Here is a 20,582-nt window from a genome sequence, read left to right on the forward strand (position 1 = left end):
CCCATTCTCATGATCAATATGAAGTAAATTGTTCTACTGTTCGAAATGGAAGTTCAATGCGAATTAACGCCCCTGCCTGAGGAACATTGTCAAATTCAAGCCGGGCATCCTGTCCGAACAAATGCTTGATCCTGTACTGCACATTGGTAATGCCGAGATGCTCTCCATTCTGATGCTCCATATAGCTGCCGGACTGCAGCTTCTCCAGCATCTCCGGTGAGAATCCATTGCCGTTATCCCAGACGGTGATCTCCAGCTGATCCTGCCCCACTAACCTGATCCTTATAGATATATGAAAGGGATGATCCATAAAATCAAAACCATGCTTAATCGCATTCTCAATAAACGGCTGAATTAAAAGCGGCGGTATAGCACCCTCTCCGGCACCCTCTTCAATCTGAATTTCATATGTAATCCGCTCCGGGAATCGGACTTGTTGAATTTTAATATAGCTCTCCATATGCTCCATCTCTTCATTCACGGTCACAAAAGCCTGATTGGTCCTGGTAGTGAAGCGGAAATATTTTACCAGATTCATGCACATCAGCTGAATGACATTATAATTCTTGATCTCAGCCAGGTTGTAGATAATGTTAATCGAATTCAGGAGAAAATGAGGGTTGATCTGCAGCTGCAAATGCTTCAGCTCGGCCTTATGCGCCTTGATCTGCTCTTCATACACGTTGATCTTCAGTTCATGGATTTCAGCAGCCATGCCATTGAAGGTCTCTTCTATAATCGCGAACTCTCTGGACTTGGAAGGCTTGAGCCGTGTATCCCAATCCCCGTGCTTGATGCGCCGCATCCCGAAGACGAGATTGTTCATGGGCTTAAGTATAATATCATTCAGATAGATCAGATAAATGACCAGAATGAATAGTGCACCGATCGAAATAAGAATAATACCTCGGCGGAATTTCTCCAGATCCTCCAGCATTTGATCCTCCGGGACGAATACACTTAGAATGACGTCCGTGCCGATAACCGGATTCGTAACGGCAATATATCTATGATCATCCTGCTTCACGATCGTATAATCACCGCTACGCTTCGCTCCCACGGATAGGGAACGGTTCGGGGTGATGGCACCCGCATTCGTAATCAATTGTCCCTGTTGATTCAGGAAGCCGGCGAAACCCTCCTTCGAGTGAATAATATCCAACGGAATCACCAGATTCTCTAGCTCAATAAAAGCTCCCACATAGAAATCATCTCCCGTACTCACCATGCGAATCAAGGCATATTTTCCTTCGTTATACTCTATCGCCTTCCACTTCTGGAAATATTCGCTATCTAGCTTGACCTCCTTGACCAAGTTCTCAATCGATGTCTTGATCGCATTCATCCGCTCGTAGGACGGCTCCTTGATCTGTGTCGTGAAAAAATCCTTATTGCGCAGCGAATAAATAAACTGCAGATCGACACTGTTATCGTAGCGATGATAACGGGAAATGGTGCTTATTAGCGTGGCTTTGGCTAGAAAATACTCATTCGGATCATCCATCAGCTGCGGCAGGGCAGCGAGATTCGGATCTTCAACGGCAATGTTGTAGAGAAAATTCGTCTCTTTGTTCAGAGCCGCCTCAATCTGATGTGAATACAAGATCATCGAATTTTTATTGGATTCGGCGACCTGCTCGCGGATCATATTGGAGGCGTAATAATTGTTATAGAGCATCAGTCCGAACAATGGAACCGTAATTACTACAAAACCGATAATCAGCTTGAAACGAAGTGACTGCTTGATATTCGATACTTTGAACATACTTATCGACCCCGGATCTATGCAAGATTTAGTATGAACCCTTATTCTAAGTAGTCCTGTACGTAATCCCTCCGATGTCCACAGGCTCATCTACCTCGAGTATAGTTTCCGGTAGAGCAAAAAGGAATCCCTAGATAGGATCCCTGCATCGCCCTAGTTCAGAATTCCTTTTCGCTTCACCTCTGTTTATTACTTCTGTGATTCCGCCCATGCCGCCAACTGCTTATCCACTTCGGCCTTGACTTTGTCAAAACCGGCCGATTTGCGTTTTGCTTTCCACTTCTCAAGCAATGGCTCAGGCTCTACTGCCCCAGAACGTAAAGTAGCTTCAAACTCTTTCATCACGTTGGTTAGGGATGCCATTTCTGATTTAACCGGCTCTTGGTTAAAGGAGAAGCCCAGAGCGATGGAACGCTCGGAGCGATCATTGAACTTCTGGAATTCCTCCCATTTGTTCGGATCCTCGTTCGCCCATAGATAGGAATTGAACTGATTACCGAACATCCAGCCACCTGGATTCGGATAGGTCTGTGTATCTGAATTTACACCCTCAGGAAAATCGATCACATTATCGCTTACCTTCACATAGTGCTTGCCTTCAATGCCCCAATCGAGCATATTTAACAGTACCGGATCTGTATAGAGCATGTTCAGGAACATCATCGCCCTTGCCGGGTCCTTGGAGGTCCGGGAAATACCGAGCATAGCCCCTTGGGCGTCACCTGTAGTTGTAAATGGCTCAAAGGTCTCCACCTGAATCATTTCAACCCCGGCGCTCAGACTCATTTCCTTGTCCTTACCAGGCTTCAGAGATTGGCCGACCGCAAAGGCCTTGCCCGCCTTGATCATATTAACGCCCTGTTCTTCAGTCGAAGTCAGGATGTCTTTATCGAACCAGCCATTCTGATTCCATTGATGCATCCGTTTATAGAAATCGATGAAGTTAGGGTCCTCCAGCATATCAACTGCTTTAAGCTCCTTGCTGTCGCGAGGAATTCCGATATCAGTTGCTAAATAGTCATAATTAGCTGCATTCCAAATGTTCGTGAATTTGGATGAGGCCACAGGGGCAACATCAGGCTCGTTCTCTTTAATTGTTTTGAACATCTGTTCCATATCCTCAATGGACTTGATGCCATTCGTATCAAAGCCATATTTATCAACCAGCTTCTTATCGAGCAAGAAGCCGAAGCCTTGGCCGAATTCTTTCTTGGTAGGAAGAGCGTACAGCTTGCCGTCAATTCTCGACCCCTTAATAAAGTCATCGCCGAGAACCCCAGGAATATCCTTGCCGTACTCGTTCATCAGATCGTCAAGCTCCAGATATTGCCCTTTGGCAGCATCCTTCGCGTATGAGAACCAGCTAGCCGTGAACATCAAGTCAAAGGGCTCATTCGAGACCTTCATCAGGTTCGTCTTGTCCTCCCAGGAAGCCCATTCAATCGGTTTCAGCTCGATCGTCGCATTGATCTTCTCCGTCAAGTATTTGCTCATTTCGTCTTGAACCAGCTGAAGATCCTTTGCGGCTGAAGCCGGGTATACCATCGTAATTTTATACGGGCTAAGCTTGCTATTTCCTTCTTGATTCCCGCTTTCCGCTGTATTGCCAGATGTGTTCCCCGAATCGGATGGCTTATTGGAATTCCCCTTGCCACACGCCGTCAGTACAAGCATTCCACATAGCATCACAATGAACAGTAAATGAACCTTCTTCTTCATATTCTGCCGTTCTCCTCTCAATTCGTACTATTAACACTATATCCCCCGGAGTTGCAGTCCATCCAATCTGTGTCAGCCCCACCTCCTTTACGGTGAACTCTCTGTATAAACCCTATGTTTCAGCCTTATACTTAGCCTTTTACTGCGCCAGATGTAATTCCGCTAATATAGTATTTTTGGAAAAACGGATAGGCAAACAATAAAGGAGCTACACCGATCATGGCAAGGGCCATTCGCACTGATTCACGCGGCATCTTGGCCAGCAGCTCGCCAACCTGCGCTGTACTGTTGGATTTCGCCAACAGGAATTGAATATTAGTCAATGTCTTAGTCATCAAATACTGAATGTTATACAAATCTGGATTATCGATAAACAGCATGCAGTTATACCAATCATTCCAGTAAGCAAGAGTATTAAAGAGACCTATCGTCGCCATAATCGGCAGGGACAATGGTACGACAATTTTGAAGAAGATCTTCAGTTCCCCCGCTCCATCAATCGTCGCCGACTCAATGACCGATTCAGGTATCGTCGAGGCGAAGAAGCTTCTCATCAAGAACACGTTAAAAGCGCCCATCAACAAGTTCGGAATAATCATGGAGAAGATTGTATTCTTCATACCTAGCATGTTGACATAAGTGATATACCATGGTGCCAATCCTCCACCAAACAGCATCGTAAAGAAGAGGTAGAAGGAAATTGTCCGCCTGAACGGCAGTTGAGCTCGCGATATAGGATAGGCAAAGAGTGCCGTAATCAGCAAGCTTACTGCCGTACCAACAAGCGTAGCAACGATGGTCACTCCGTAGGCCTTAGCAATTTCAGTAAAGTCATTGAACAGGAATTGATAAGCTCCAAAGCTGATTTCGTTAGGAAATAAGGAAAATCCTTTCTGCGCAATGGAATCCTCGCTTGAAATGGATACCATAAATATGAGTATGAACGGAACCAGTGATACGATGGTGAAGCACCAGAAGAATAGATGGATCATCGCAGGGCCGATTCGCTTGGACAAATTTAATTCTCTCACGTTGTTCTCTCCCTCCCCGGTTAAAACAATGCGCTCTGTTTATTGATTCGTCTGACTGCGGTATTGGCTACCAGGATCAGTACGAAGCAACAAACCGATTGATAGAGGCCCGCTGCCGTAGACATCCCAACGTCACCGGATTGCAGCATAGCACGGTATACGAAGGTGTCGATCGTCTGTGTCGTCGGTATGAGTGCCCCGGTATTCATAGGTACCTGGTAGAACAAGCCAAAGTCCGAGCGAAGAATCGTACTAACTGCCAGCAAGGTCAACGTGATGATGACCGGCATAATTAATGGAATCGTAATGCGCGTCATCTGCTTCCATTTGCTTGCCCCATCGATGGTAGCTGCTTCGTAATACTCCTTGTCTATACCGATGATGGAAGCGAAGTAAATAATGGACCAATAGCCGACGCTCTTCCATGCGTTAACAATGACCAGGATGAAAGGCCAATATTTCGGCTCTCCGTACCAGGAGATTCCATCCATAGAGAACCACTTCAGCAGCAATCTGTTCACCAGACCATTCTCGGCGTTCAGGAAGCTAAATACGAGATAAGCAACGACGACCATCGAAATGATATGAGGAAGCAGGAAGGTACTCTGATAGAATCGGCTGATAACTTTATCCTTAATCTCATTGATCAAAAGTGCGATGGTGACGGATAGAATTAGATTTAAAGTGATGAAGACCAGATTGTACAGCAACGTATTCCTTGTAATGATGTAAGCATCCTCCGTGTTGAACAGGAACCTAAAGTTATCCCATCCTGCCCAAGGGCTTCCCCAGATTCCGTCGACGTAATTGTAATTTTTGAAGGCCAGAATTACGCCATACATCGGAATATAGTTATTAATGAATAGGTAGATAATCCCCGGCACGGTCATAAGCAGCAGCCACTTATACTTTTTCACATCTCTCTTTAATTTAACTAGTTTCGTCATGTTCCAACCCCTTCACCCCATGATGTGTAAACCCTTACACTTCCATTCTATAATTCAGTTTCTGACGTAACCACTACCCTGGTGACTTTCTAATAGCACGTTCGTGACTTCTTCTAAACAGGTCAAAAATAAACCATTGACAGGTCAATAATAGTCATTGACACTTCTAACCGGGATCATTATGCTAGGGTCGTGATATCGCTGTCATACATCTCTAGAGGAGGGGATTATTAATCATGCAGAAGGATAAGCAAATTAAACGGGTCTTTATTCTAGGAATGGATGGGGCCGGTAACTTTATTCAAAATACGGATACGCCGAATATCGACGCTTTCTTAAGCAAGGGAGCGGTTACTTATATGGCGCAAGCCCAATCACCAACGATCAGTGCGGAATGCTGGGGTTCTATACTCCACGGTGTCGTTCCTGAGAGACACGGACTGAATAATGAAATCGCATCCACTCAGACCTACCCAGTGGACTCCCCATATCCATCGATATTCCGACTGGCACGGGAAGCCTGGCCTGAAGCCAAGCTGGCTGCCTTCTCAAGCTGGGCGCCTATCGTTAACGGAATCGTTGAAGAAGGACTCGGGATTCATAAGGAAGCCTTGCCAGACGACGAGCTTGTAAGCGCGATCGAAACCTATATTGAGCAAAATAATGACGTCAAGCTGCTCTATATGCAGCTGGATGACCCCGATGCTTCCGGTCATAAATACGGATACGGCGCGGATTCGCCAGGTTATCTGAAGGCTATTACCCGAATGGATGAACTGTTCGGGCGCATATTGCGTGTGATTGAGCAGCAAGGTCTGCTTGAGGACAGCCTCGTGATCCTCGTTACCGACCATGGCGGCGGCGGAGCGAACAAGCATGACCACGGCAGCGACCATCCGATGGACAAGAATGTATTCTGGGGCTGCGTGGGCCCGGGCGTATCAGCTGGCACAGCCTTGCCAGATATGTTCATTGTCGATACCGCAGCGGTCGCGTTGCATGCTCTTGGCCTGGAGCGGCCAGCGGATTGGGATGGCAAGGTGCCTGCTAATTTGTTCGGCTAATAGCGCGGGCGTTGGGGGCTGGGCGCTTTGGCGCGAGGTGCGCGGGCGTGGGCGTTGAGGGCTTTGTGTGGCGCAGGGCGTTACGCGCTTTGACGCAGGATGCGGACGCATGTGTGTGGTGATGGGCGTGGGGTGCTGAAAGGCTTTGTGTGAGCGCGGGGTGCAGACGCTAGGCGTTGAAGTCCTTATGTAGGCGCGTAGAGTTATGGGCCTTTTGTGGCACTGGCCGCGGGCGGTGGGTGTTGAAGGCTTTGTGTGACGCTGAGTGCGTTGCGTTCTTTGGCACAGGGGCGAGTATTTGGAGCATTACCAAGGTTCGGGATGTCGCATCTTTTGTACAGTGCTTAGTGCAGTACGCCGGGTGCTCGCTGTTCGTTTTTCGTCTAACGAAACTACAGATCGCTATTTGCCCAAAAACAACGATTAAAAAAATTTAACGAAACACCATATCGCTATTCCGAGTAAATCCCGGCTTTTGACCCTAAATTTACCCAAATAGCGTTACCCAGTTTCGTTAAAATTGGACACCGCCCTTTTGGGCGCGAATAGCGATACCACGTTTCGTTAGCGGCCGCCCTGAAGCTAGGGGGCGAGGAGCGCAGCGTACATGTGGGTACGTGAGCACTGAAGGCCCCGGCTGAATTCAAGATTCGATGTCGAATCTGCTTCCTGCTTCACTTCGAGATCAAAGGTAGACTTTTTGAACTACCGGATTCAAATAAGAGTTCAAACAAGGCCGGTTTTCAGCTCCGAGAAGGTTGGATGAAGCTAGGGGGCGAGGAGCGCAGCGTACATGTGGGTACGTGAGCACTGAAGACCCCGGCTGAATTCAAGATTCGATGTCGGATCTGCTTCCTGCTTCACTTCGAGATCAAAGGTGGACTTTTTGAACTACCTCTAAGGGAGGAATCGTGTGGGATGAGAAAACAGTTGCACTTCAGAGAAAACGGAACATTCAAGATTGTCCAATTCACGGACACTGAATTCTGTGAGCCGTGTGAGGAAGAAACACGAATGAGTACCATGATGCGGGAGATTCTTGAGGCGGAGCGCCCGGATCTGGTCGTCTATACCGGAGACGTCATTGCCAGCAACAAGAGCCCGGACCCGGTGCGGGCTTTTCGCGAAGCGTTAGCGGTGCCGGAAGAGCTGCAGATTCCTTGGGCAGCTGTGTTCGGCAACCATGATTCGGAAGCGCCGGACTTCACGCGCGAGCAACTGCACAAGCTACAGTTGACGCATCAATACTGTTATGCGAAGCCTGATCCACCCCATGTCCATGGCTCCGGCAACTATGTGCTTGAGATTCTGGATGAGCAGCAGTTGCCTGCTGCGGCGCTTTATTTTCTCGATACAGGCAGCTACTCCTCATTGGTACATCGAGGGATAGGCTATTATGATTGGATCAGAAGATCTCAGATCGACTGGTATACGAATACCTCCTATCAGCTGACGGTCAATAATGGCGGATCACCTCTGCCTTCACTCGGTTTCTTCCATATCCCGCTGCCGGAATACAGCGATATTTGGGATTTCACGATATGTTACGGGCAGAAGCTGGATCGATTAATCTGCGCACCGCCGCTGAATACGGGCTTCTTCGCAGCTATGGTCGAAATGGGCGACATTATGGGGACTTTCGTCGGTCATGACCACGGCAATGACTTCTGGGGAACACTGCAGGGCATTCGCCTCTGCTACGGGCGTACTACCCGGAATGCCTACTTGAATCAGCCGTTCACCACGGGAGCCAGAGTCATCCAGTTAACAGAAGGGCAGCGCAGCTTCGACACCTGGCTGCATCTTGAGGATGGAACAATCGTTCGCGATCAGCCTAAGCATATGCCAGAGGGTCGGCCCTTGCAGGTTGAATAGATTCCACAAAGGGGTTATCTCTGTAGTAGACCATTCTACTTACGAGATAACCCCTCTTTAATATACGCTGACCAGGCGACCAGACGATCGATCCCTTCTACTGGATTTTGGCCTTACGGAAGCCTTCAATCATACTGAGGACCACTGAGATCATGAAAATGGCAATACTTCCTGCAATAACTCCACTCTTAAATTTCTCAACCGTTACTGCGAACAGATCTGCCATAAAGGCGAGAAAATCTGGATTAAATAGATCTGGACTCAGCAAGATGAAGATCACGATAAGAGCAACCATCAGTTGCACAACTGTATTGAATATCGCCAGGCGTGGCGTCCATTGCCCGATGAAATATTTATACAGCGCCAGAGCGATCTCAAGTCCAGCCATAATGAGCACAAGCGGCCAATAACGGAGCAGTACCTCCTGGTTGAACACCGAATACAGGATTTCAAGTCCGCTATCCCTTTTCAAATGGACAACGACTATATGATCCGCATAGAAGTACAGGCTGACCCAGATCGTCGTCCACAGCAGGCTGCCGAATACACTGATCTTGGAGATGACTCGCTTCTCAGGAATATAGGCAAGCTTCTTCAAATCATCCGGTGTCCATGCTTTAAATCTTGAAGCATTCGATTCAGAATCCCGGTTCGCATCCGCCCGCTCTATAATGACAAATATCACGGTAATCCAGAAGAAAAACTGAATGATGACTCCGAATGAACCGACGATCCCTTGAACAATCAGATTCACAAAAGCATTGATCATGGTATCAGGATTTTCGCCACCGCTATAACCGATCAGATTCTCGGCTACGATTGAAATCACGGAGATCACGATGGCGATCGGTAATAGCATTTTCAGTAATGAAACATAAGACTCATAATAGCGCGGACCGATCAAATGCATAGGGCGATCCGAGTATCCGCTGGCGAGTACCGCCGGATTGCCTAATTTCGCAAGAGCCTCCTTGGCCTCATCCTCGCTGTAATCGTCAGGCAGCATATCCACGATGGTGGAACGAAGCTCCATCGACACATCTTCCCGATCCTTCTCCGGTAATCTTCTCGTAACCTCTTGAATGTAAATATCAATCAGGTTCATCGCCATCCTCCTCTTGTAATAAGCAGTAGAGTTCCTTCGAATTATGCAGCCATTCCTGCTTCAACTGTTCATAGATCTGCAGGCCATATTCACTGAGTACATAATATTTGCGCGGTCTGCTCTCCGTTGTATCCCAGCTGCTGGATACGAGCTCCTGCTTCTCCAGTCGACGAAGCAATGGATATAAGGTGCTCTGATCGATATCAATGCCCGATGCCTCCAGTAGCTGTACCAGCGAATACCCATACTGGGGTGTGCGTAATTGACTTAACACAGCCAAGGTCAAGGTACCTCTTCGAAGCTCCGTAATCAATGAATTCAATAGCGTGCTCACTCGGTACACCTCATTTTCAACTTACTGTGTATCATACAGTATATAATTTATACTATGCATCATACAGTATTGTGTTTACGAAAGCAATCCTTTTTCAACTCCTTATAAAAAATCAAAAAACCCGCACTTGAAGCTCAAGTGCAGGCTAAATCGTAGATCTGTTTACTTTCGATATCGTTGGACGAGTTCACGTAGTGCTGTAGGGACATCGCCATCATAAAGGCCTCCATGATAGCAAATAATCCGCTCAATATCATAATCGAGCAAGCGCTGGACAGAGCGCACGGCTTCTTGCAAATCCAGGGTAAACTGCGGATTGGCAATATTCAACTGACCCTGTTCGATTACAACAGCATCTGCTGCGATCAGTGTCCGGCTGGCTGGCAGATACAATGATATATGCCCTGGCATATGACCGGGTGTATGGATAATCTCGATCCCCCCACACCAGGGCAGCAGCTCATCGCTGCGAACCGTCTGATTAACGGGGGCCGGTGCGATCGATTGCAGTAAACGTATAAATTGCTCAGCTTGCGGCTTAGCCTCATCCGGTAATGACTCAAAGGTTGTTTGTGCCTGCTCAAGCCGCTGTGACTTCCTCGTGCCGTCGATATACGGCGCCTCCAGTTCATGCGCTATGATCTGAATATGAGGGTATGTCCGCTTGATTTCTGCTAATGAACCGATATGATCGATATCATGATGCGATACGATGAGCTTCGTAATCAAATCGAAGTTGATCCCATGCTTGCTGGCCTCTACCGCTAGCAAAGGCATAAAGCCAGGATAACCACAGTCAACAAGAACTGTCTCATGCTCATCCTGCAAAATAACCGGAGTTATCACCTGTTTGTACCCGTTATGTTCAAACTCAATATCAAGCAAACGATATTTGTTCATAACACCCTCCTGTGTTCATGTTGTTCAAGGGTAAGTTTAGTACATGAAACAGACCGCGGAAAGGACATACATGATGCTGCAATAAAGTCGTCCACTATACGGTTGACGAATCATGAATAATTCTCCTTATACTACGCTCGCTTAAATAATAATGCTGAGCAAGCGATTTGACCGTGATCCCTGATTGGAAACTTCGTACGATCTCATCGTTACGCTGCTTGAGCATCTGTCTATAGCCCGAGCGCTCCCCCCACGGTTTCTTATGTCCTCGACGCATCGGAATATATAAATAATTTCCCTGGGTATATTGTTGAATACTGTTAAGCAGCTCTTGCGGTAATATTGTTTCTGCATTCTGGTATTTCATTCATTCTGCTCCTATCTATATAACATGATTCAATATATAGAGGAGCAAAGAGTTCTCTCTTCAGTATGAGGAAGGCTCTAAGCAAAAATCAGTCAGAACTCTTTGCTCAGAGCCATATCCATAGATACGTACAATTACATCTACCATGCTTTCCACTCCTGTCTTGATTAAAATGCAAATTTATCCCACCAGGCATTAGTCTTTGTCCTTACTGGACTCTCAGATTCTTCGTAATGGATTCACGCTCATTCTTCGTAAGGCTGCGGAACACCAGGTCATAGGAATGATCGATCATCGCCTGCAAATCTGCAAGCGGAAGACTGCCGTTAATGACGACGGTATTCCAGTGCTTTTTGTTCAAATGATACCCCGGCAATACGCATTTATGCTGCTCTCTCAGGTTCTCAGCGATCACAGGATCACATTTCAATGAGATATTCGCTTCATCCTGCTGCCCTTGCTCGTTCAACAAGGCGAACATCTTCCCTCCTACCTTCATAACGAGCGGCTCCGGCCCGAACGGATAGTCTTGCACAGCGCCCTTCTTGGAAGAGCAATAGGCAATCAGCTTACTGTACATAAGGAACTCTCCTTCAAAAAAATAAATTACTATACTGGTGCTAATATACCATTTTGTTGGAGCAATCGCATCTTCCCCACCCATATCAGATCAGGCCAACTTCGTTCCCCAGTACCTTATATCTTTACATCCTGTTATGTAAATATTATACTTACTTTTATAAAGTAACTTATATTAAATCCAGAATATCTTTGAACAAAATAACAATAATACACAAACAAGAGGTGACCCCATGCCAACCATTTATCCAGAAAACCAATCTGAAAGAGACAATTACAAGCTGTTAATCGGCAGCATCATCCCGCGTCCGACGGCATTCATTACATCGCAATCCAAAGATGGCGTACTGAATGCGGCTCCGTTCAGCTACTTCAATGTGGTAACCTCCGAACCACCGATGATCTCGATATCGATTCAGAGGAAGAAAGGCGAATACAAGGATACTTCAAGGAATATAATCGAGACGGGCGAGTTTGTCGTTCATATATCGGATGAGGATTATATCGAAGCGATCAATCAGACCGCAGCTAATCTTCCCCCCGAGGAGAGCGAACTGGAACTGACCCAGCTTACCACCCTTGCAAGCGAAAAAATCAAGGTTCCTGGCGTAGCCGAGGCCAAAATCCGTATGGAATGCGTTCTGGAGCGAGCGATTGAGCTGGGCGGCACCCCTTCGTCTCCGACCTGTGACCTGATTATCGGTAAGGTCGTATGCTTCCACATCACCGATGAGCTGTACGAGAGCGGCCGGATCGATGCCGAGAAGCTGAAGCCCGTCAGCCGCCTTGCCGGCAACAACTACTCGAAGCTGGGCGAAATCTTCGCGATTGCCCGGCCTGAATAACTCAAGACAACGGCAGCCTCCATGGATTCACCAGGAGGCTGCTATTTTTTAGAGATATAAAGTTATAAGGCTCAAGCGATTTCAGGTGATGCCACTACGTGCCGTTCCTTCTCACCCATATCTTGTATTTCGCTGTCCCGGGCATCGGCCAGCAGTCTCACATAGTCTAGCGAGGCCTGCAAATCCAACGATTCTCCGGCAATATCATGCTTCCGCTCGTCCAGCAAAGTATAGACTTCAATGATACCTGGTGGACGGCCAAAAGCGCCATGCCAAAACACATTCGTCAAATGCGTAAAGGCCTTGACCAGCTCTTCATTATCCTCCAGGAGAAACTTCTGCACGGTTACCCGCGTCGGATCGCCCCGGTCCTGCCATAAAGCCTGAAAGATAATAGAAATTTGCATACCCAACGCGTCCGATTTCATCGTCCAGTTTTCATATAAGGCCACGGGATAATCATAAATCATCATCCCCGTAATCAAAGCCAATTGATCTACGACCCGATTATATACCTGCCAATAAAAAACAGGATCGGGAAAGTCGTTCTGATTACGCGGCCAACGCCGATTAAGCAGTACCTGGATCGGCGTACGCAGCCGCACGGCAGGAATTAGCGTGTAATAATCGTTAATGGCATGCCCCACTGCGTATTGCACCCGCTGCTGCCAGGTTACCTTCGGTTCCCCTCTCCTCGGGCTTCCCATCGCCGTCGAGTACGAGCTGATCCACCCTTCCAGCTCATAATCCACAATCCGTCTCATCATGCTTGATGGAGTCCTTCCAGGCTTTTGGCGAAATTCGCCCCGAATTCCCGACAGGACACCTTCTCTTCTGCGCTTGGCCCAAACTCTACCTTCAAGCCCTCTTGTACGACCAATGCGCCGAATTCCTTAAGTTGCTCCTCCAATTCATCGACGGCTCCACAATACAAGTGATAAGCCGTATCTCCACTTCCGAAGACTGCGCTACGGGTTCCTTGCAAATCCAGCTCCTTCATTTCGTCCAGAAAGTCCTCAAATTCATCAGGAATCTCCCCGTCTCCCCAAGTATAGGCTCCTAACAGGTAAGCATCATATTCTTGCAGGAGGACAGCATTACTGTCCTCCACCATTTTTAAATCCGCGGTCGCTCCGGTACTGCGAATACCTTCAGCGATCAATTCGGCCATTTCCTCTGTATTACCAGTCAAGCTGGCATAGACAATGACAATTTTACTCAATCCCCTCATCTCCTCCGTCAGAGTGACTCAATATATCGAAGTATAATTGATAATGATTATCATTGTCAATTAACTTTCGACCAAAACGGGATGATCATAGACCTCTTCCAAATGGCGCCGTTTCCGTGCCACCGCTTCAGGCGGTATAGCCGCTGGAGCATGAGGGTGCATCAACCATGATTTCACAAAATGGGTGTCCGATACCCGGTATAAAGGCGGCTCTTCCTTGTAATCGATCTTCATCGCGTAGGCACTGCGCAGAGCGAAGGCATCCCCCTTCGGCAGGCGAATCAGATCCGGCGGCGTACCGGGGATGGATGCCAGCTTCCCGCCCTGTCCGTCGAGGCTCGGCATCGAGGCCAGAAGTCCCCATGTATACGGATGCCGGGGATCGTAGAAGATTTCCTCCGCTGTCCCCGTCTCAACGATCTGCCCGGCGTACATCACCGCGACCCGATCGGCCATTTTGGCCACAACACCCAGATCATGCGTGATGAAAATAATCGCCGTGCCGATCTTCTGCTGCAAATCCTTCATCAGCTCTAGAATTTGCGCCTGAATCGTAACGTCCAGCGCTGTGGTCGGCTCATCGGCAATCAATAGCTTTGGATTGGCCGCCAGCGCGATAGCGATCACTACCCGCTGCCGCATTCCGCCGCTAAATTCATGCGGAAACTGATGGAAGCGCTGCTCCGGCGCCGGAATCCCGACCAGATCCAATAGCTCAACCGCCCTCCGGTACGCCGCTTGTCGGGACATTTTCTCATGGGCATGAAGCACCTCCGTGATCTGTTTGCCCACCTTCATCGTCGGATTCAGCGAGGTCATCGGGTCCTGAAAGATCATTCCGATCTCTTTGCCCCTAATCCGCTGCATCTGCTTCTCCGTCTTCCCGAGCAATTGCTGACCGTCGAACCAGATCTCCCCCCGTTTATAGATTCCATGCGGCTGAGGTATAAGCTGCATCACGGCTTGAGAAGTCACACTTTTGCCTGAGCCTGACTCACCGACGATAGCCAGCGTCTCCCCCTTATCCACGTGAAAGCTGACACCGCGGATGGCCTGCACCTCCCCTTCCCTGGTTTTGAATGAAATCGCCAGGTCCTTTACTTCCAGTAACTTGTCCATCCTATCTGCTCCTCACCTTACTAAAATAAAAAGCCGCCGTCCGCAAAACCTCGCGAACCGCAGCGGGTAATTCGAAATGCTGTCAATGTAATTATAATTGATAATGATTATCATTATTGATTATATCATGAGCTTTCCCCTGTCTCAATCGGGAATCTACTTCCAAACTTCAGGATTTTAAAAAAACAGGATAAAGCCGCGTGGCTCTACCCTGCTGATTTTTATCGCTTCATATTTCTCTTTTGTTCGAGTAATCGTTGAAATTCCATCTCCAGTTCTTGAGAAGGCTCGAGACTTAGCCGGCTTAACACCTCTGTAATTTTCGTCTCCAGTAAGAGGGATTGGTCTTTCTCGTCGTCACGTTCGCTCTGCGGTGGAGCTTGCTTCAGCTGCTGATAGGTCCCTTCGAACAGTTCAATCCTCTGATCGCGAATCGTCAGAACCCGCGTTGCAACATTATCGATGAAGCGGCGATCGTGGGAGACGAAGATGACGTTGCCTTCATACTCCCTCAGAAGTGACTCCAGCGCTTCCACGGCTTCCATATCCAGAAAATTGGTCGGTTCATCCAGGATCAACGTGTTGATGTCGCTCAGGAACAGCTTGGTTAGCGCCACCTTCACCCGTTCTCCACCACTTAGCACAGAGACAGGCTTATATACATCCTCTCTAAAAAAGTGCATTCTCGCCAGAACCGTCCGGATCACGGTCTCGGTCTGCTTGGAAGAGGCTTGGACATTGTCCAGAATCGATTTCTCCAGATCGAGAATATTTAGATTTTGGCTGAAGTAGCCCACCTTTACCGAGGGGGAAAGGGTTACGCCCGTCTCTTGGCCGATGATCTTCTTCACCAGCGTCGTCTTCCCGCTGCCATTCGGACCTGTGATCGCCAATTTGTCACCGCCCCGAATTTGAAAGCTAGCCCGGCTCCACAAATGACGATCGCCGATTCTGCCGGCTACATCCTCTAGACGAATAATGATCCGATTCATAAACGTATCGATATTCGGCAAATTCATCTTTAGAGGTGGCAGCTCCCGTACTTTTTCAACCTTTTCAAGCTTCTCCAATCTGGTCTCAATCGCCGAGGCTGTCTGCTGTAGCTTCTTTTGTTTTTTGGCAAAATAGGGCTTCGCTCCTGTAATCCGCGCTTCCGAATTGCTGACCTTCTTGGGCATCTTGGTTGCTCTTGCCGCCTTCCTCTCCTTCAGCCTCAAGGCTTCCTCCAGCTGTGCCTTCTTCCTCTCATACTGCTCATAAGCCGCCTGCTGCTGATCATGCTCCAGTTCCTTCTGCTTAAGATAATCACTGTAGTTCCCGACATATTCCTTCAGCTTTCCTTCATGGATCTCCCAGATTGTCGTGCAGAGCGCATCCAGGAATGCCCGGTCATGGGAGACCACGATAAATGCTCCTTGCCACTCCCTTAGCTTCTTCTCGATCCACTCGATATGCGGTGTATCTAGGTTCGTCGTCGGCTCATCCGCGAATAACAGCATCGGGTCTCTGACCAGCGCCTGTTGAATATATTCCTGCGTGACTTCTCCGCCGCTCTTGGTCGTATCGGTCCGCTTGAGCTGCGGCAGCAGCTCACATTGAACATGCCTAACCACACGCCCTTCCTCGGGAACAAGCTTATTCGCTAAAATCTGCAGCAGGGTTGTCTTCCCGCAGCCGTTGCGGCCCACCAGGCCAATTCGAGCATCTTTATAAACTTGCAGCTGGTCGATATCCAGCAATAAACGATCCTGCACATAATACTTGATATGTTGTGCTTCCAATAAGAACATACGAACATCCCCCTTCATGCTTTGCAGGAGACAAAAAATGCCCCCTATGTCCATTCAGAATAGGAGGCATTCGTATATATAGGTGTGCACCGAAAGAGAGTTCTAGTGTAGTGAGACTTCTCCTTCAGATCCAACTATTGAAACCCAATCCTATTCTGAGAATTAACAATCGATGGCATGACGAAATCAAGCAGCATAAAACCGCTATTCAATCACAATCACCGTCAATTGTTCTCTTCAACAAATAGGATTAGTACTTCATTTCAGCTGGTTCACCCTTTCGTTCTTTTTATCAAGATTATAGTAAAAGATGGCAGGTGTCAATATAGGTACTCTTGGCTTTGGTCACTAACCGTTCTTCCTCAGATTTCTTTCCTTAATATATCGGCTAAATCCAATTTTTATGTAATGTCTGACTTACACAGCTTCTTATTTCCACTCACAAAATACTGAATAAGCGTCTGCTGCACCTCGGAGGGTTTCATTTTTCTTTTCTCATAAAATAAATCATACGCCCTATATTCGGGCTTAGACAGTCACTAAGAAATAATACTTTTTCATGAGGTATGTAAATAATGGTTGAATCTACTGTATGGTCACTCTCCACATGATGGAGTTCCACTACTCTCGCATGCCCAGGCGAGTTGCCTGCATCGATCAATAGCGCTGCATCCTGACCCGCCACACAGCCTAAATTCGGGCGATCTGTAGCATGATTAAAAGGGAAGTAAAATACATTTGGGGTTAGTTGTTTTAGTATTTCAACACGTCCTCAGATTCACACTCGTGTAATTGCAAATTATACACTTATTTTGGGGAAGGCTTGGGGAGATCCTCTTTTAGTTGCATTTTGTACGCTTAAACTCCCCCTTTTCTCGTGAATCAAGGAGGCCGCTCTTTTTAAAAGTACTTTTTGCGATTAAAGGGAGACCCGAGTCGATTGGCGATGTTTTAGTTGTGCTTTATGCAATTAAATTAGACACTTCGTTACCTGAAGCCCTCCCCTAGACAGCTAATAGTTGCAAAAATACACTTATCCTGGGGTAGTCAGCTTGGAATATGAAAAATAACTGCGGATGTGCAACTATTTCTTTCCTGAAGTCACTTTCAGCAGATAATCCGACCAAATAGGTGTATAAGAGCAGCTATTTCCTATAATGTAAGCCTAATCCACCAGAATAGTTGCATATGAGCACTTATGCGCCGCCTACCCACCTACCCACCAACCGCCTAACCAAGCCAGATTCACAAAGTGCCCATATGCAGCGATCAACCATCCCCTAAGCGATGCGCCAACAACCAGGCATACAATTCCGGATTACTGTAGGTAATCTCCATCACCTTATGCCCCAAGCCCGGGTAGCGGGTGAATTTCACCTGGCCGCCGACCTCCAATAATGCCGTGACGATTTCCTCGGATTTCTGGATCGGAATGATGTCATCCTCTTCACCATGGAAATTCCAGATGGGAATGTCCTTGAGCCATTCGACCTTGTCCGTTCGGTACCAGCCGGAAATCGGCACGACAGCAGCGAACAGCTCGGGATAGCGGGTTGCCAGGTTCCAGGCCCCGTTCCCCCCCATGCTATAGCCCGTTAGATATACTCTGTTCCGATCCACTCTATAGCTCGCCAGGATATGGCGATAAATCGCCATAATCTGCTCCTGCTCGATAATCCAGGAGGAATGATTAGGACATTGCGGGGTCACTACAATAAATCCAAAGTCATCCAAGCTTTGCATAGCCTGCGCGAAGCCATAATTATCGAAGACGTGAATATCATTCCCTCGTCGGTTAGAGCCGTGCAGATATACGATCAGCGGCCACTGCTTCTCTGGCTCTTCCGCATACTTCTCCGGAAGGATGAGTTGGTAATCAAGCTCGTCCTCCTCTTGCTTATAATAATATTCTATAGGCAACCTCATTCACCTCCGCTTGTGTTCACAAATAATGCTGCAAGAACAGGTTTACTTCCTCGAAGGCCTGCCCAACCTCCGGGCTATGAAAGTTCTGATCGAATACATGATCCCCGCCCTCGATCGTAATAAGTTTGCAATCCACCCCAGCTTGCCGCAGCTTGGCGTACATATGAAGCGATTGCTCATAAGGCACATCAGTGTCCCGGTCGCCATGCAGCAGCAGGGTCGGCGGATAATCGTGGGTCACGCCAAGGATCGGACAATAGGCTTGCAAAGCATCTAAATCCTCGGCACGATCATATCCCGTCACTTCCTCAACCCAATTGCCATTTTGACGACAGTACATGTAATAGTCATATCGAGCCCAGGAGCCTTCCGATGCGACAACGTTCCCGATCGATGCTTTTGCCCTCTCCAGCGTCACCTTCGGCCGCCGATTATAGAACGAGCTCGGCTTCATAATCCAATCTCCGATAATATCGCCATATCCATAGAAGGATACGATCGCCTTCGGTCTAATCTCTTCAATGGTGCCAGCCAGTAAGCTCAAATAGGCCCCTGCCGAGCTGCCGATCAACGCGATTCGCTCGGGGTCAAATCGATAGTGGGGTACGGCCTGCTCCCGAACCCAACGGACAGCATCCTTAAGATCCTCTACAATATCCGCCAGCTTCGCTCCTGGCGCAAGGCGGTAATCCACACTGACAATAGAGTATCCGGCATTCTTGTACCATTGAATTTGCTGCAATGGCAGCCAGCTTCTGGAGCCAAAGATAAACCCGCCACCGTGCAGGTACACCAGTACCGGAGAGCCTGCTCCATGAGCATAGACATCCGCTCTGATCTGACAATTATCCAACTGTTTATAGATTTTAGTCTCTTTCATAAGACACCTCATCTTTAGACATGGGAATGAGCGGAGCCAGGTAAATCCCATTACTCCGCTCACCCTATAATACTTCTTACATCACCGATATCTGCTTAATTAGAGGCCGGTCTGGACACTCAGGCCCCAGCCGAAGAACTCGCTCTGGGACACCTCAGCCGTCACTGTATTCTCACCTGGCTGCCATTGCACCGGAATCCGGGCAAAGCTTGAGCGGACCCGGCCATCACTCGCTGGAGGATTCCAATTCCAATCCCCTTGATATACTTCCTTATCATTGACCCATAGCCGGATATGATCGCTGAATCCGAGGCTTAGGATCGACTCCCGCCCTTCCGGAACCGTAACGGTTCCCTTCACCAGCACAGTTGAGTCCGGCCCTGCCTTGTGAATTCTATTAATATTCAACGTCCCGTTCTCTTCCACGACAGAGGTTGTCCATTCCTGTTGGTCAGCTAAGCTACTCCCACGAGAGTACGGCTGAGAAATCTGCCATTCGGTAATGAAGGAGTCCGACTGTAATTGCCGCTGATCCGCCAGTCTCTGCTCAATCGGAGCCGCAGGAGTAATCTCCTCAATCGTAAAATTACGAATATAACTCGAGAGGAAATTCCAAATACCTACTTTTCCCGGAGCCCCCCCATGCTGCAAATTCTTAATCACAAGCTGCGGCTCTGGATCATCACCTAAATATACCGTTGCCCCGTTCGGCTCTACGTCAACCGTGAACTTCCTCCATTCACCGGTTGTATTCGGCAGGGGCTTCTGATAGGAAGGGCCATTATAGACCTGCCAGGTCATAGATCCATTCATCACCGGATCATATTGAATCTCCTCAGGGGCCAAATAGATCAGCTCGAAGTTCTCCGCATCCCGGGCGCCAAAGGCAAAGCCGATGAAGCCTACATGCTCAGGAATCACTACATCCGCCTGCAATCGATAAGAAGCGAAGGGTACCTCTTCCTGTAAAAAGATCGCGGAATTCACCTTATGAAGATGCAATGCTTCGCATCCCTGCCAGTGGCCAGGACATGCGCCAGAGTCTCCTAAATCGAACTTGCTCAAATCATCGTGCAGGTTGAACATTAACTTCGTCTTCATCAGA

General features: G+C 48.0%; 19 protein-coding genes. 3 read left to right on the forward strand and 16 right to left on the reverse strand.

Going from position 1 to position 20,582, the window contains the following annotated elements; genetic code table 11:
* Positions 1-13 precede the first annotated feature (13 nt).
* The 4 genes from BFJ94_RS15885 to BFJ94_RS15900 form a co-directional block, all read right to left on the reverse strand.
* Positions 14-1,765: a sensor histidine kinase gene (locus BFJ94_RS15885; RefSeq protein ID WP_120463539.1), complete on the reverse strand. Its 1,752-nt coding sequence runs from the start codon at positions 1,763-1,765 to the stop codon at positions 14-16.
* A 189-nt stretch (positions 1,766-1,954) separates the two neighbouring features.
* The gene (locus tag BFJ94_RS15890; protein ID WP_120463540.1) at positions 1,955-3,484 is read right to left on the reverse strand and encodes an ABC transporter substrate-binding protein; all 1,530 of its coding nucleotides are present in this window, start codon (positions 3,482-3,484) and stop codon (positions 1,955-1,957) included.
* Positions 3,485-3,615: 131 nt separating this feature from the next.
* Positions 3,616-4,515, reverse strand: coding sequence for a carbohydrate ABC transporter permease (locus BFJ94_RS15895; protein ID WP_120463541.1), 900 nt, complete (start codon positions 4,513-4,515; stop codon positions 3,616-3,618).
* A gap of 20 nt (positions 4,516-4,535) precedes the next feature.
* Complete coding sequence (locus BFJ94_RS15900) at positions 4,536-5,462, reverse strand: ABC transporter permease (protein ID WP_120463542.1); 927 nt, start codon at positions 5,460-5,462, stop codon at positions 4,536-4,538.
* 236 nt (positions 5,463-5,698) lie between these two features.
* On the opposite strand from BFJ94_RS15900, the gene BFJ94_RS15905 reads away from it, so the two are divergent.
* Positions 5,699-6,526, forward strand: a complete 828-nt coding sequence (locus BFJ94_RS15905) for an alkaline phosphatase family protein (RefSeq protein WP_120463543.1) — start codon at positions 5,699-5,701, stop codon at positions 6,524-6,526.
* Positions 6,527-7,444: 918 nt separating this feature from the next.
* On the forward strand, positions 7,445-8,401 hold the full coding sequence (locus BFJ94_RS15910; protein ID WP_120463544.1) for a metallophosphoesterase family protein: 957 nt from the start codon (positions 7,445-7,447) through the stop codon (positions 8,399-8,401).
* A 97-nt stretch (positions 8,402-8,498) separates the two neighbouring features.
* Here the strand turns inward: BFJ94_RS15910 and BFJ94_RS15915 are convergent, their stop codons facing one another.
* The 5 genes from BFJ94_RS15915 to BFJ94_RS15935 all read right to left on the reverse strand — a co-directional run bounded on the left by BFJ94_RS15915 (position 8,499) and on the right by BFJ94_RS15935 (position 11,687).
* The gene (locus BFJ94_RS15915; protein ID WP_120463545.1) at positions 8,499-9,506 is read right to left on the reverse strand and encodes an HAAS signaling domain-containing protein; all 1,008 of its coding nucleotides are present in this window, start codon (positions 9,504-9,506) and stop codon (positions 8,499-8,501) included.
* Positions 9,493-9,840 carry a PadR family transcriptional regulator gene (locus BFJ94_RS15920; RefSeq protein WP_120463546.1) on the reverse strand — a complete coding sequence of 116 codons (348 nt, stop codon included), beginning with the start codon at positions 9,838-9,840 and terminating at the stop codon, positions 9,493-9,495. Before BFJ94_RS15920 ends, BFJ94_RS15915 begins: the two co-directional genes overlap by 14 nt.
* A gap of 162 nt (positions 9,841-10,002) precedes the next feature.
* Positions 10,003-10,740, reverse strand: coding sequence for an MBL fold metallo-hydrolase (locus tag BFJ94_RS15925; protein ID WP_120463547.1), 738 nt, complete (start codon positions 10,738-10,740; stop codon positions 10,003-10,005).
* 94 nt (positions 10,741-10,834) lie between these two features.
* Entirely contained in the window at positions 10,835-11,107 is a 273-nt protein-coding gene (locus tag BFJ94_RS15930; protein ID WP_120463548.1) for a CD3324 family protein, read from the reverse strand.
* 208 nt (positions 11,108-11,315) lie between these two features.
* A complete protein-coding gene (locus BFJ94_RS15935) occupies positions 11,316-11,687 on the reverse strand; it encodes an MmcQ/YjbR family DNA-binding protein (RefSeq protein WP_120463549.1) in 372 nt (123 codons plus the stop codon).
* Positions 11,688-11,919: 232 nt separating this feature from the next.
* Here BFJ94_RS15935 and BFJ94_RS15940 point away from each other — a divergent pair, with 232 nt between their 5' ends.
* Positions 11,920-12,531, forward strand: coding sequence for a flavin reductase family protein (locus tag BFJ94_RS15940; protein WP_120463550.1), 612 nt, complete (start codon positions 11,920-11,922; stop codon positions 12,529-12,531).
* A 71-nt stretch (positions 12,532-12,602) separates the two neighbouring features.
* On the opposite strand, the gene BFJ94_RS15945 is transcribed toward BFJ94_RS15940, so the two are convergent.
* From BFJ94_RS15945 to BFJ94_RS15975, 7 genes are all read right to left on the reverse strand, one after another.
* Positions 12,603-13,298, reverse strand: a complete 696-nt coding sequence (locus tag BFJ94_RS15945) for a hypothetical protein (RefSeq protein WP_120463551.1) — start codon at positions 13,296-13,298, stop codon at positions 12,603-12,605.
* Positions 13,295-13,762, reverse strand: coding sequence for a flavodoxin (locus BFJ94_RS15950; RefSeq protein WP_120463552.1), 468 nt, complete (start codon positions 13,760-13,762; stop codon positions 13,295-13,297). The genes BFJ94_RS15945 and BFJ94_RS15950 overlap by 4 nt, the downstream gene beginning before the upstream one ends.
* Positions 13,763-13,822: 60 nt before the next feature.
* Complete coding sequence (locus BFJ94_RS15955; RefSeq protein WP_120463553.1) at positions 13,823-14,881, reverse strand: ABC transporter ATP-binding protein; 1,059 nt, start codon at positions 14,879-14,881, stop codon at positions 13,823-13,825.
* Positions 14,882-15,102: 221 nt separating this feature from the next.
* Positions 15,103-16,671, reverse strand: coding sequence for a Vga family ABC-F type ribosomal protection protein (locus BFJ94_RS15960; protein WP_120463554.1), 1,569 nt, complete (start codon positions 16,669-16,671; stop codon positions 15,103-15,105).
* 1,269 nt (positions 16,672-17,940) lie between these two features.
* Positions 17,941-18,591: a carboxylesterase family protein gene (locus tag BFJ94_RS15965; RefSeq protein WP_162944301.1), complete on the reverse strand. Its 651-nt coding sequence runs from the start codon at positions 18,589-18,591 to the stop codon at positions 17,941-17,943.
* A gap of 22 nt (positions 18,592-18,613) precedes the next feature.
* On the reverse strand, positions 18,614-19,477 hold the full coding sequence (locus BFJ94_RS15970; protein ID WP_120463556.1) for an alpha/beta hydrolase: 864 nt from the start codon (positions 19,475-19,477) through the stop codon (positions 18,614-18,616).
* Positions 19,478-19,576: 99 nt separating this feature from the next.
* Positions 19,577-20,578 (reverse strand): hypothetical protein, encoded by a 1,002-nt coding sequence (locus tag BFJ94_RS15975; RefSeq protein WP_120463557.1) that lies wholly within the window; start codon positions 20,576-20,578, stop codon positions 19,577-19,579.
* Positions 20,579-20,582 lie beyond the last annotated feature (4 nt).

The sequence above is a fragment of the Paenibacillus aceti genome, from assembly GCF_003614185.1.
In the GTDB taxonomy this organism is placed as follows: Bacteria; Bacillota; Bacilli; order Paenibacillales; family Paenibacillaceae; genus Fontibacillus; species Fontibacillus aceti.

What these genes read in the sequence shown, in the direction of transcription:
- BFJ94_RS15945 (WP_120463551.1), bottom strand. Translation starts at nt 13,298, where the DNA reads ATGATGAGACGGATTGTGGATTATGAGCTGGAAGGGTGGATCAGCTCG.
- BFJ94_RS15935 (WP_120463549.1), bottom strand. Translation starts at nt 11,687, where the DNA reads ATGTACAGTAAGCTGATTGCCTATTGCTCTTCCAAGAAGGGCGCTGTG.
- BFJ94_RS15950 (WP_120463552.1), bottom strand. Translation starts at nt 13,762, where the DNA reads ATGAGGGGATTGAGTAAAATTGTCATTGTCTATGCCAGCTTGACTGGT.
- BFJ94_RS15960 (WP_120463554.1), bottom strand. Translation starts at nt 16,671, where the DNA reads ATGTTCTTATTGGAAGCACAACATATCAAGTATTATGTGCAGGATCGT.
- BFJ94_RS15885 (WP_120463539.1), bottom strand. Translation starts at nt 1,765, where the DNA reads ATGTTCAAAGTATCGAATATCAAGCAGTCACTTCGTTTCAAGCTGATT.
- BFJ94_RS15910 (WP_120463544.1), top strand. Translation starts at nt 7,445, where the DNA reads ATGAGAAAACAGTTGCACTTCAGAGAAAACGGAACATTCAAGATTGTC.
- BFJ94_RS15900 (WP_120463542.1), bottom strand. Translation starts at nt 5,462, where the DNA reads ATGACGAAACTAGTTAAATTAAAGAGAGATGTGAAAAAGTATAAGTGG.
- BFJ94_RS15905 (WP_120463543.1), top strand. Translation starts at nt 5,699, where the DNA reads ATGCAGAAGGATAAGCAAATTAAACGGGTCTTTATTCTAGGAATGGAT.
- BFJ94_RS15925 (WP_120463547.1), bottom strand. Translation starts at nt 10,740, where the DNA reads ATGAACAAATATCGTTTGCTTGATATTGAGTTTGAACATAACGGGTAC.
- BFJ94_RS15915 (WP_120463545.1), bottom strand. Translation starts at nt 9,506, where the DNA reads ATGAACCTGATTGATATTTACATTCAAGAGGTTACGAGAAGATTACCG.
- BFJ94_RS15970 (WP_120463556.1), bottom strand. Translation starts at nt 19,477, where the DNA reads ATGAAAGAGACTAAAATCTATAAACAGTTGGATAATTGTCAGATCAGA.
- BFJ94_RS15955 (WP_120463553.1), bottom strand. Translation starts at nt 14,881, where the DNA reads ATGGACAAGTTACTGGAAGTAAAGGACCTGGCGATTTCATTCAAAACC.
- BFJ94_RS15940 (WP_120463550.1), top strand. Translation starts at nt 11,920, where the DNA reads ATGCCAACCATTTATCCAGAAAACCAATCTGAAAGAGACAATTACAAG.
- BFJ94_RS15890 (WP_120463540.1), bottom strand. Translation starts at nt 3,484, where the DNA reads ATGAAGAAGAAGGTTCATTTACTGTTCATTGTGATGCTATGTGGAATG.
- BFJ94_RS15975 (WP_120463557.1), bottom strand. Translation starts at nt 20,578, where the DNA reads ATGAAGACGAAGTTAATGTTCAACCTGCACGATGATTTGAGCAAGTTC.
- BFJ94_RS15930 (WP_120463548.1), bottom strand. Translation starts at nt 11,107, where the DNA reads ATGAAATACCAGAATGCAGAAACAATATTACCGCAAGAGCTGCTTAAC.